Raw genomic sequence first — 11,527 nt, 5'->3', positions numbered from 1 at the left:
TGATGCAGATGCTTAGTTATGGACATTCCTGGATAGACGGGGACGGCGCCTCGTCGTCAGCGTCCTCAGTGGCTGCTCTCGTATCCCGCAGGTTGGGTTTGGAATTGGACAACCGGGCTGTTGGGGGAAGCATCAGTACGGCTACCGCCGATCTGATCCGGGCAGACTCTCCCCCGCAGGCCAGCATGTACCTGCTCATGACGGGCCTCAACGATCTCCGGCTGGGCGGTAGCTCGCCGGCGTTCTTCCGGAGCTACTCGGCAGCATTGGAGACCATTCTTGCCACGTTCCGAACTACGGCTCCTGAAGCCTTGACCCTGGTCATTGCCCAACCCCAGCTCGTGGATTTCAGCCGCCATGCTCCCTACAACCGCGGCTCCAACACTCTGGTGGCGAGGTACAACGCAGAACTCCGACGAATCGCCGGGAGGTTTTCGGGGGTTCTGGTGGTCGAAGCCATTGGCTGGGACCCCCAAACAATGCTGGATGCCGATACCGTCCACCCCAACGACTCCGGGCATTCTTGCTTGGCGGAAGCCACCGTCAGCCGCGCCACTACTGCATGGCAATGACAAGACCTGCCCAGGACTGGGGAACAGCACCCAAACCCTGGCCGTTCTCTGGGTTCCAGTACTCCGCAAAGCCGCTGGCGGCAGCACCAGCCTCCGTGATCCTTGCCAGTGCAAGCGCAGTCCCATCCATGCCGTGACGCCTGGCGGCCTGTTGGAAGAGATAATTCAACGGCGGCCAGGCGGGGCCTCGCCAATACGTGTCCGGTTGATAAGTAGCGTGGGTTCGAACGACATTCGACGGACCGAACACGGCACCAAACCTCACAGGATCCTGCAACTGCTGGAGCGCTGCGTTGGCCTTCTTCTCGTTCGCTGTGACAAGCGCACCCATGACGCCGTCGCTGATGGGCGTGTGCACCGAAGGTCCACCACCAACCACGGCGAGGTCGGACCACAGCCGCTCGTCCTCGTTCCACAGCAGGTCATCCATGGCAGCCGCCAACTCCCGCGCCCTCGCTTCGAGCGTCTCGTCTCCGATGACAGCTGCCAGTTCGCGGAAGTTGTATGCGGCGTAGGCATTAAAGGCCGCGGGGCAGGCCACGAAGCTGGAGGACCACACTGCGGAACCATCAAGGGCGAATGAGACGTCCTTCATGCGCTCTTTGTTCCAGGCGGTCCGCGCGGCACGATCGTAGCCTTCTTTGGTCCGTCCTGGAGCACCCCAGTCGTCCCACCGTGGCGAATGGTCGTTGCCCGCTTCCCATGGATGGACCACATAGAGAAGTCCATCCGGGGTCCGGCGGTGCTCCCATAGCCAATCGAGCCCTGCCCTTGCCTTTGCCAGAACCTCAGGGGCGAGGCAAATGCCCGCGTCGGACAGGACCTTTGCCGCGTGCCCAAACATGGGCGGCTGCGTCAAAGCAGAGGTCCGGCTCAGCGGACCGAGCCAGGTGTCCGGTCCAGCACCCGAGTAGCGCATGTGCGGGACCATTCCGTCGGTCAGTTGACCGGACAGGACTGCTTCCAGTTCGTTTACCGCCCGATCATCTCCAAGGATGGCCCAAATGATGGCGTGGAAGCATGAATCCCAAAGCCAGAGATGCGGATACGTCTCCGGGTTAGGGACGGCGTAGCCGAGCTCTGGGCGCCAATGCGACTCCATGAGCACCCGGACGTCGTCCGATAGGGCGGACAAACTTCCAGGTTGATCAGAGGGGGGTTTCATCATCCTTTCTCCGCACCTGCCGTAAGGCCCTCAGTGAGCAGCCGTTCCGAGGCGAAGAAAATGATGATGATTGGAAGGGTCAGAACCACTGACCCGGCCATCAGCACGGTAGTAGGCACTTCAATGCTGCCCGCCAATTGGGACAAGCCCAACGAGACAGTCCAGCTTGGCCTTGAGTTCACGAGGAACAGCAAGGCAAACAGGAATTCGTTCCAGGCAATCATGAACACAAACAAGGCGTTGGAAATGATCGCTGGCATTGCCAGAGGCAAGCTGATCCGGAACAACACACCGAGGCGGCTACACCCGTCCAACGCTGCCGCTTCTTCCAAGCTGGTGGGGATGGTGTCGAAGTAGTTTCGAAGCATGTAGATGGTCACTGGAATCACTTGGGCGACGTAAACGATCAGGAGCGCCACCAGTTGGCCCCGAAGGCCCACGCGTGTGAAGAAAGTGAAGAGGGGAATGGCAAGCAGAATGCTGGGGAAGAGATAGACAGCAAGGAACAACGCGCTGACTTGCCGTCGACCGAAGAAGTTCAGACGACTGATGGCGTAGGAACCAGGAATTGCCACGACCAGAGAGATCAGCACGGTGCCCACGGCCACCAGCGCACTATTACCCATAAATTGCAGGAATCCTTGCCCGCCTTCTCCCTGGGGTTTCAAGATGCTGACATAAGCGCCAAAATCCAGCTCATTGAAAGGAATGGCCAAAGCGCCGGGATCCCTTAGCAATGCATCCAGCGGCTTCATCGACAGGATGACCATGTAATAGAAGGGGAAAAGGGTTACAAGTAAGAGCCCTATGATCACAACCCAGCGGAGGACTCCGAAAATCCTGGTTTCCACGACATCCCGCGTCCAGCGGGAAGCGGGCTGCCGCACGGGTGGCGCGGCGCTGCGTCTGGTGGTGGTAGGGGCCGTCATCAGGAGACCTCCTCCTTCTTGGCGAAAAACTTGATGTAGATGCCCACAAACAGACCAAGGATCAAGGCAAGAACCAAGGCTTGGGCCGAAGCCGCGCCGATATCGCCCCGCGCTGTTAGGAAGTTGAACACTGCAACCGACACAACTTCCGTCCCGGCTCCACCACCCGTTAGCAGGTAAATGTCGTCGAAACTGTTGAAAGTCCAGATGAAACGAAGCACCGACAGCATCGCGATCGTTGGCAGCAATTGCGGAAGTAAAATGTACGCGAAGCGCTGGAGAGGTGTGGCACCGTCTACGCGGGCAGCTTCTTCAAGGCTTTCTGGTACAGCGTGAAGCCTTGCGGTGATGAAAAGGAACGCAAAGGGAAAAGACCGCCACACCTCGAACAGAATGATGGCAATGAGGGCAGTGGGAACATTGAAGTCCATTCCCAGGAATGAAACTTCCCGGGACCGTTCGCTCAGGAAGGGGATCGACTCCTCCCAGCCGAACAGTTCCTTGCCCCAGTGATTGATGAGGCCGAACTGCGGATCCAGCAGGGTGGTCCACGTGAAAGTGACTGCCACAATCGGTGAGACATATGGAATCAGCATTGAGGCCCGCACCAAGGTACGACCCTTAAAGGGCCTTCGTAGCGCGAACGTTGCGACAACGCCGAGGCCAATTGCACCAGCCGTTCCGAATATGGAGTAGGCCAGCGTGGTCCCCAACGACTGAAAGAAACTGCTGGAAAACACATTGTCGAAATTGTCGAGCGTATACGGGCCAAAGATTCCAGCCGTGCGGATATTGAGGATCCGCACACGTTGGAACGCCAGGACCAAGGTCCACAATATTGGCAGGACCACCATGACCAGCACCAGAATCAGCGTAGGTGAGAGCAAGGTCAATCCGGCCCGCCGCTCCTCCCGCGCCATGGGTGAGCGCTTGCGCTGCCCCGGCAGGGCGGACTGTGCCGACCCCCCTGCCGAGGCACTCTTCTTTGGAAGACTCACTTCAAGGAATCCTTGATGGAACGCAGAGACTCAGCTGCCTGCTTTGCTGCTGTTGCAGGGTCAACTCCGCCGGATGTCACGTCGCTGACGGCCTTGGCGATGGGCAGTTCACCCAGCGCGGCGCCCACAAGATCGCCTTGGCCTTGGGTGATTCCCCAGCGCTTCAGGTCATCGGGGCCCTTCTGCAGCACGGACAGGACGTCGGCGGAGTAAAAGTCGCCCAGCGGTTCCTTCTTGTCGACACCCGCAGGCATGGTCTTCCATTTGTCGGCGTATTCGGTGGGATTGGCCGTGGTGCCCGCCCTCACCGGGAGGCGACCTTCGGGGGCTATGGACAACCAGTCGGCATAGCCATCACCCATGAAGTATTCGATGAACTTTTTCGAGGATTCGGAAGCAGCTTCCTTCGTGACGGTCCAGGAGACAATCTCGCCGAACTGTGATGGCTGACTTCCATCGGGTCCCTGAATGCCGGTAACAACGCCAGTGTTTTTGGCAAGGAAGGCAGGGTCCGCCTCGCACTCCGGGCAAGTAGGCTTTGCATCATTTCGCAATCCGGCCATTTCATCAAGGATGAAAGTCGACCAAATAGACATCGCTGCCTGCCCGGCAAAGTAGCTTGCCCTGACCGTATCCACGTCCTGTGCACCAGCCACTGAATAGTCGTTGAGCACATCTCGGTAGAAGGTTAAGGCACCAATGCATTCCGGGCTGTCAAACGTAATTTCACCTGCTTGGTTTACCATTTCGCAGCCATTGCCCTGGGCTATGTGCTCAAAAGTCTGCTGGGTAAAGGCCTCACCCGGCTTATTGGCCGCTACGAGGCCCGCAACTTCTGGTGAATCGAGCTTTTGTGCCGCTGCCTTGATGTCGTCGTATGTTTTGGGTGCTGGGATGCCGGCCTTGTCGAAAAGGTCCTTGCGGTAATACAACAACTGCTGCCAGGAAGAGTCGGGCACGGACAACTGCTTATCACCGTCGCGCGTCAACTCAAGGGAACGGGGAGAGAAGGTCGTTTCATCCAATTCCTTGACGACTGCAGCGTTGGTCCCGGTATCCACGAGATCGTTGGCCGCCAATGTGCGCACCTGAGCCAGAGAGATGGAACCTATGACGTCAGGAAGGTCTCCCGCCGCCGCCGAGGAAGTAAGCACCTGGTTGAACTGATCTTCGGGCACGCCCACCAGGTCAACCTTGATTCCTGTGGCGGCCGTAAACTTCGCAATGATGGCCTCAGTCTTGGCTACCCGGTCAGGAAGCGTGTCCGCTGTCCAGACTGTAATTGCCTCCGCGTTGGCGTTGGATCCTGAACCACTGTCCGAACCCTCGTTGGGCGTGCAAGCTGCAAGCATGGCCACAGCGAGCGATGCTGCGGCAATCACAGCGACTTTTGCGGGTCCTCTGGTTCTCTTCACTTCGATGCTCCTGTCATGGGCGTCGCCGGAACCGGCTCCGCAAGATTCTCCCTGGTCGCCCTGATCCGGGCAGCGCCGACCGCATTGGCGGCATTTCGGGGATCAGAACTAAACAACCCCACCTGTGAGTGCAATCACAGTTCGGGACTTGTGCCTAAAGACTATCCATATGTTGTCTAACTGTCTAGCATTAGGTGGATCGTGGACTGGCGTTCCCGTACAGTCAAGGGCACCAAGGCTTACAAAGGCGTTGGTTCAAGAGCTTGCAACAGCTAGGAGTGACAAATGTATGTGGGACCAGGGGATGTACTTCACCTGATCAAGTCCGGCAAAGCCCGCACCCGTGGAGACATCCAAGAGGAAACCGGCATGTCCCGCATGACCGTGGCACAGCGCGTGGATGCATTGCTTGGCGCCGGGTTGATCCGGGAAGCCGGTGCCGATAGGGCCTCAGGCGGACGGCGACCTACACAACTGGTTTTTAACCTCCAGCACTCGTGCATTCTGGCCGCGACAGTCGAAACTACGTCCTGCACAGTGGCCCTCACTGACCTTGGCGGAGAAACCCTTGCAGTGGACCACTTGGACCTCGCCGTCAGCGATGGACCCGAAAAGGTACTTAGCGCCATCACCCACGCGGGTCGGCAACTCCTCAAAAAGACCAAGACCGCCCCCACCAAAATCTCCGGCGTGGGTATATCCATCCCAGGCCCTGTAGATCCCCACACACTGCGGCCCAGCCAGCCCCCCATCATGCCCGGATGGGATGCGTACCCTGTGGCAGACTTTCTGCACGATGCTTTCTCCGCCCCGGTCCTCGTGGAAAATGACGCAAACGCCATGGCTGCGGGCGAGTACAGCGCAGGCTTCCCGCACACTGCTTCACTGTGTCTGGTAAAGGTCTCAACGGGCATCGGGACCGGGCTGGTCATTAACGGCCAGGTGTATCAAGGAGTGGACGGCGGGGCAGGCGACATCGGACACATCCGACTCCCCGCTTTCTCCGAACTACAGTGCCAGTGCGGATCCTTTGGCTGTCTCGCTGCTGGCGCGAGCGGTGGCGCCATTGCCAGAAATCTCACCGCTATGGGCATCCCGGCCGCATCCGGCCGGGATGTTCAACGTCACTTGATGGCCGGAGAAGTGGAGGCCATGCGCCTTACTCACGAGGCTGGCAGACGACTGGGGGAAGTCATGGCCACAGTGGTCTGCCTGTTCAACCCAGCCGTGCTGCTCATTGCCGGAGATCTGGCATCGTCCTCGCTTATTGGTGGCATCCGAGAGACGCTTTATCCAATGTCGCTCCCCCGGGCTACACGCAATCTCGATGTCCGCCTTGCCACGCTGGGCGAGGATGCCGGAATTCGAGGCATGTCCTGGCTGTTGGTGAACCACGTATTCTCAGCACCTGCAATCAATACCCGGCTGGCTGCCTAAGATTCCGAGGGGTCTACTAGGAATTTCCTGTGGCACCCCAGCTTCATCTCTCAGGTGTCAGCTGCCCCTCGTATTCCAGTGGTGCCAGGCAACGCGTACGCCTCTTCTATTTCACGGATAAGCAGATTCCCCGGCTCGTCGCCTAGCCCGGCAGCAACTCCTTAACAGCCATGCCGATAATCCGCGCACCCTCCGGAAATCCGCCAGGATTGGGGCCAGCGTAGTTGAGCCGTATGTACGGGCCCTCAGGTTCCGCAGGGAACCACTCCGTTCCCGCGGCAATGAGGACCCCGCCCGCTTCGCAATCCTTGGTGAGCTGATCGACGTCGAACCCGTCCGGCATCCGGAGCCACAGGTTCAAGCCGCCTTTGGGCAAGTGGCTGAGGTGCGCCTCTGGCACGTGATCGCGGAGGCTGGTGACCAGCAGATCGCGGCGCGACTGCAGCTGATGGCCCAGGCCTCGAAGGTGCGTTTGCCAGCCGGGCTGAGTGACGACGTCGAGCGCTGCAGCCTGGAGCAGGCCGCTGACGTACATCGACTCCGCGGCCTGCGCGCCCATGATGCGCTCCCGCGCGGGTCCACGGGCGATAACCGCTGCCACGCGGATGGACGGTGAGACGCTTTTGGTCAGCGAGCGGATGTACACGACGTGGCCGGAATCGTCCCGGGCGGCGAGCGGAACGGATTGCGCGGTGATGCCAAAATCGTGGGCCCAGTCGTCCTCCACAAGGAAGGCGCCGTGCTGCCGCACAATCCGGAGGACCTCCTCGCCGCGTTCGGGTGACCATTGGGCACCCGTGGGGTTGGCAAAGTTGGGCTGGGCGTAGAACATCCGGGCTCCTGATTCCTCGAAAGCCCTCCCGAGCTCCTCCGGATCCGGCCCCTCAGGACCGGACGGCACCGGAATGACCCGAACGCCGGCCTGGCCGGCGGCCAGCAGCGCCCCCCAATAACTGGGCGACTCCACCAGCAGTGGCCGGCCGTGTCCCACCAGCCCGCGAAAAATTGAGCTAAGTCCGCTCTGGCTCCCGGGAAGCACGACGACGTCGCTCGGCTGGGGCGGCGTGACGCCAACCGGCGTTGAGGTGCTGAGCTCGTGGGCGAACCAGGATTGCAGTTCGGGAAGCCCCTGCGCGGGTGGCCGCGACAGTGCAGCGTCGCCGCGGGCGGCCCTGGTTAGCGCGGCCCGGACGAGCCGTTCAGGCAGGAGTTCCCGGTCCGGATAGCCGGAGTGGAATGCGATGACGTCGTTCGAAGCGCTGCGCATGGCGCCAGAATTAAGCAGACGCGGCGTTTGCGCGGCCCGGAGTGCCGCTGTCTGCCAGCCATAATCGGACGGCCTGGCGGTGCGGTATGCCCGCACGAAGGTGCCAACTCCGGGGCGGCTTTCTATAAGGCCTTGGGCAGTGAGGGTCCTCAACGCCTTCTGCACCGTCACCGGACTTGCCTGGTATTCGGCCACGAGTTGACGGGTGGATGGCAGTTTGGCTCCTGGCGCGGCCCCTGCGATCCATTCCTTTACTCGCGAGACAATCCGGGAACTGCTATCGTTATTCATGAGTCACAATAGTAGCGCTACTACACTTTCACGGCCAGTGGTATCCAGGCGGACGTCGACCGGCATCTGGTGGGGCCTTCTTGGCGTTGTCGCATTCTCGTTCACGGTGCCGTTCACCCGGGTTGCCGTTGAAGGCCTATCTCCGCTGTTCATTGGGGCAGGCAGGGCCGTTGTTGCGGCCATTCTTGCGGCACTGGCTTTGGGCCTGACCCGCCAACGCTTTCCGCAGGGCTTCCAGTGGGTTCGACTGATTGTGGTGGCCGGTGGCATCGTTGCGGGCTTCCCCTTGCTGACAACGTTCGCACTGACATCCACCACCGCAAGCCACGGAGCCATCGTCATCGCGCTACTGCCTGCGGCCACGGCAACGGTAGCGGTGATCCGGGGCCGTGAACGTCCGCGGCTCCTGTTCTGGGTCCTGACGGCCATAGGTGTTATCGCCGCGCTGATTTTCGCGCTGGTTCAGTCCGGCGGTTTCGGTCAGCTTCATTGGGCCGACCTGCTGCTCCTCGGCGCGGTGATTGCGGCAGCAATAGGCTACGCAGAAGGAGGTCTTCTGGCGCGCGAACTCGGCCCGTGGCAGACAATCTCGTGGGCGCTGGTTGTCGCCTCTCCTGTCATGCTGCTGCTGACCGTCCTTTCACTGGGATCGGGAGCGCCCTCTGCTACACCGGTTCAGTGGTTGTCCTTCGCTTACCTGGGAGTTGTGAGCATGTTCCTCGGATTCTTCGCCTGGTACCACGGCCTGGCGATCGGACCCATGGCACAGGTCAGCCAGATCCAACTGGTCCAACCGGTCATGACCATCGCGTGGGCAAGCCTGCTTTTGGGAGAGTCGATGACGTGGACCACCGCGGTTGGCGGGCTCGCCGTGATCCTCTGTGCAGGCGCCGCTGTCCGCGTAAGGCTCAACCCGCCGTCGAATCCCTGACGCTGCCACGCCAAGTCTCGTAGACTCGGCGCATGCCTGACGCAACTGTGGGTTCGATCCATCACCTTGAGATCTGGGTGCCGCACCTTGAACGAGCCCGGGAGGAGTGGGGCTGGCTCTTAGGCGAGCTTGGTTACAAGCCTTTCCAGGAGTGGCCCACTGGCTGCAGCTGGAAGCTCAATGGCACGTACGTGGTGGTGGAAGGCACGGATGCCATCACCGGAACGGCCCACCGGCGCACTGATCCCGGGCTCAATCATGTGGCCTTCCATGCCGGCACCCGGGAAAATGTGGACCGGATCCGCGCGCTCGGTGCCGACGCCGGCTGGTACGAGATGTTCGAGTCGAAGTACCCGCATGCCGGCGGTCCGGACCACTACGCGGCGTATTTGATCAACACTGACAGTTACGAAGTTGAGTTGGTGGCTGAATAGTAGCTACGTCGGCGGAACCACAGGACGCCACATGGCAACCCGAGGCCAACGCGTCAGCCCCAACTCAGCTTCGTGCTCCATGAGCCTGGCCAGCTCAGGACCCCAACTGCCGGCGTCGAGCGCTTGGAACCCCAACCGCCGATAGTACGGCGCATTCCACGGCACGTCGCGAAAGGTGCTCAGGGTCTGGCGCTGCATGCCATGCCCCCTTGCCCACACCCTTGCCGCATGCAGCAGTTCGCGGCCGAGTCCTTGATGCCCTTGGTCCGGGTGCACGCTAACCTGCTCCACGTGCGCGTTGCGATCAACAATGTCCGTCAATAGATACGCCAAGGGGTAGTCCAGCCCATCAACCCACACCCAGGCACGCCCGGCACCTACGTAGACGTTCATCTCGTCCAAGGAGAAGGGTTCGTCGTCCGCGATCTGATCCATGCCCAGTCCCCGAAAGGCTTCCCCCGCAGCCCGTTCGATGTCCTGCAAACGCGGGAGATCGTCTGTTCGAGCTAGCCGGATCACCGTTTATCCAGTGCGGGTGGTGCCTGTCCCACGAGAAACCCATTGCGGGTTTCGATCAAGTCCTGCAGGTATCTGGCCAGAACCAGCTTCTCCAGCAGGCGGCCCAGCGGCCCGAACGGGGCAGCGAACTCCACGGTGTCCACCATCAGCGTCCCGCTGCCGTCCTGCCGGAATTCATGGGTGTGGCGGAGGTACTTGAACGGGCCGCGCACCTGCTCGTCAGTGAACGACGCCGGTGCGTCCATATGCGTGATGCGGCTGGTCATGCGGAAACGGACTCCGAGGTGCCACGCCTGCCAGGTGACCTGCTCGCCTTCCGAGATCAGGCCTGTCGTGACGCCGTCTATGGCCTTTTCCCTGCTTTTGGTCATTGACCCCACATGGGCGTCGATGTTTCGGGAGAGGTCGAACAACTCCTGCGGTGACATGGCGGAGCGGGTTCGGCAGACGAAAGCTACGGGCATACCTTGATCTTCCCAGACTCTGCCGGGCAGCGCTCAGTGTTGCTGTTACCTTCCCACGAGGCCCATGTGTTGATCGTTGTAGCGGTTGCCCTGCACCCCGATCCGGCTGGCCATGGTATCCAGATCGGCAACTTCATCAGCGGAGAGCGCAACCTTGGTTGCGGCAGTATTTTCTTCAAGTCGTTCCCGACGCCGTGTGCCCGGGATCGGGACGATCCATGGCTGCTGCGCGAGAAGCCAAGCCAGCGCGATCTGACCGGGTGATGCACCTTTCGAGGCGGCGAGTTCGGCCACATGATCCACCAGGGCCTGGTTGGCCGCCCGGTTTTCAGCCGTGAATCGAGGGATAGTACCGCGGACGTCACCCGGCGAAAATTGGGTGGACGGATCCACAGTGCCCGTGAGGAATCCCTTGCCGAGTGGGCTGAACGGGACAAAGCCGATGCCGAGTTCCGCGAGGGCGGGCAGCACCTCCGGTTCCGGATCCCGTGTCCACAACGAATATTCACTCTGGACAGCGGTCACGGGAAAGACCGCGTGGGCCGCGCGAATAGTGCTGGCGGATGCCTCGGACAGGCCGAAGTGGCGTACTTTACCGACCTGGACCAGCTCACCCACAGCTCCCGCGACGTCCTCGATGGGCACGTTGGGATCAACACGGTGCTGATAAAAAAGGTCCAGGGTTTCCACCCCAAGCCTGCGGAGCGACTCGTCCGCCACCCGTTTGATCCGTTCAGGAGAACTGTCCAGCCCAACGGACTTGCCGTCTTCGATCCGCCAGCCGAATTTCGTGGCAATGACTACCTGGTCCTTGATAGGAGCAAGCGCCTCGCCGACGAGTTCCTCGTTGACGAACGGCCCGTACACCTCGGCCGTGTCAAAGAAATTGATTCCGATCTCCACTGCTTCGCGGAGCACCTTGATCATCGCCGCCCGGTCCCCCGGATTTGGGCCGTAGCTTTGGGACATGCCCATGCAGCCAAGCCCGATAGCGGAGACCTCCAGGCCTTGCCCAAGTGTCCGTGTGTGCATGATGCCTCCCTTTGCTTCGAATAACTCGATTGATCCAGTCAACAACCTTCCCAAGCCATTTGGGAGGCACTGA

At 60.7% G+C, this 11,527-nt stretch carries 12 protein-coding genes; 4 read left to right on the top strand and 8 right to left on the bottom strand.

The window, feature by feature from the left end; translation table 11 throughout:
* The first annotated feature begins 2 nt into the window (after positions 1-2).
* Entirely contained in the window at positions 3-572 is a 570-nt protein-coding gene (locus AC6I99_RS01350) for an SGNH/GDSL hydrolase family protein (protein ID WP_497959896.1), read from the top strand.
* Here the strand turns inward: AC6I99_RS01350 and AC6I99_RS01345 are convergent.
* The 4 genes from AC6I99_RS01345 to AC6I99_RS01330 are packed head-to-tail and all read right to left on the bottom strand — an operon-like array spanning position 556 to position 5,079.
* The gene (locus tag AC6I99_RS01345) at positions 556-1,707 is read right to left on the bottom strand and encodes an MGH1-like glycoside hydrolase domain-containing protein (RefSeq protein WP_497959893.1); all 1,152 of its coding nucleotides are present in this window, start codon (positions 1,705-1,707) and stop codon (positions 556-558) included. The genes AC6I99_RS01350 and AC6I99_RS01345 overlap by 17 nt on opposite strands.
* 29 nt (positions 1,708-1,736) lie before the next feature.
* Positions 1,737-2,666: a carbohydrate ABC transporter permease gene (locus tag AC6I99_RS01340; RefSeq protein ID WP_497959891.1), complete on the bottom strand. Its 930-nt coding sequence runs from the start codon at positions 2,664-2,666 to the stop codon at positions 1,737-1,739.
* Entirely contained in the window at positions 2,666-3,664 is a 999-nt protein-coding gene (locus AC6I99_RS01335) for a carbohydrate ABC transporter permease (RefSeq protein WP_497959889.1), read from the bottom strand. Before AC6I99_RS01335 ends, AC6I99_RS01340 begins: the two co-directional genes overlap by 1 nt.
* Complete coding sequence (locus AC6I99_RS01330) at positions 3,661-5,079, bottom strand: ABC transporter substrate-binding protein (RefSeq protein WP_497959888.1); 1,419 nt, start codon at positions 5,077-5,079, stop codon at positions 3,661-3,663. The genes AC6I99_RS01335 and AC6I99_RS01330 overlap by 4 nt, the downstream gene beginning before the upstream one ends.
* Before the next feature lie 285 nt (positions 5,080-5,364).
* On the opposite strand from AC6I99_RS01330, the gene AC6I99_RS01325 reads away from it, so the two are divergent.
* Complete coding sequence (locus tag AC6I99_RS01325) at positions 5,365-6,516, top strand: ROK family transcriptional regulator (protein ID WP_497959887.1); 1,152 nt, start codon at positions 5,365-5,367, stop codon at positions 6,514-6,516.
* 142 nt (positions 6,517-6,658) lie between these two features.
* Here AC6I99_RS01325 and AC6I99_RS01320 read toward each other — a convergent pair whose 3' ends face one another.
* A complete protein-coding gene (locus AC6I99_RS01320; protein WP_497959884.1) occupies positions 6,659-8,074 on the bottom strand; it encodes an aminotransferase-like domain-containing protein in 1,416 nt (471 codons plus the stop codon).
* Here AC6I99_RS01320 and AC6I99_RS01315 point away from each other — a divergent pair.
* Positions 8,073-9,005 (top strand): DMT family transporter, encoded by a 933-nt coding sequence (locus tag AC6I99_RS01315; RefSeq protein WP_497943820.1) that lies wholly within the window; start codon positions 8,073-8,075, stop codon positions 9,003-9,005. The genes AC6I99_RS01320 and AC6I99_RS01315 overlap by 2 nt on opposite strands.
* A gap of 32 nt (positions 9,006-9,037) precedes the next feature.
* Positions 9,038-9,439: a VOC family protein gene (locus AC6I99_RS01310; RefSeq protein WP_309929177.1), complete on the top strand. Its 402-nt coding sequence runs from the start codon at positions 9,038-9,040 to the stop codon at positions 9,437-9,439.
* A gap of 3 nt (positions 9,440-9,442) precedes the next feature.
* Here the strand turns inward: AC6I99_RS01310 and AC6I99_RS01305 are convergent, their stop codons facing one another.
* The 3 genes from AC6I99_RS01305 to AC6I99_RS01295 form a co-directional block, all read right to left on the bottom strand.
* Positions 9,443-9,874 (bottom strand): GNAT family N-acetyltransferase, encoded by a 432-nt coding sequence (locus AC6I99_RS01305; protein WP_497943821.1) that lies wholly within the window; start codon positions 9,872-9,874, stop codon positions 9,443-9,445.
* 80 nt (positions 9,875-9,954) lie between these two features.
* Positions 9,955-10,422 (bottom strand): SRPBCC family protein, encoded by a 468-nt coding sequence (locus tag AC6I99_RS01300; RefSeq protein WP_497943822.1) that lies wholly within the window; start codon positions 10,420-10,422, stop codon positions 9,955-9,957.
* A 45-nt stretch (positions 10,423-10,467) separates the two neighbouring features.
* On the bottom strand, positions 10,468-11,454 hold the full coding sequence (locus tag AC6I99_RS01295; RefSeq protein ID WP_497943823.1) for an aldo/keto reductase: 987 nt from the start codon (positions 11,452-11,454) through the stop codon (positions 10,468-10,470).
* Positions 11,455-11,527: the final 73 nt, after the last annotated feature.

Source organism: Arthrobacter sp. TmtSoilC77 (genome assembly GCF_059739415.1).
This window is presented reverse-complemented; position numbering and strand designations above follow the sequence as displayed.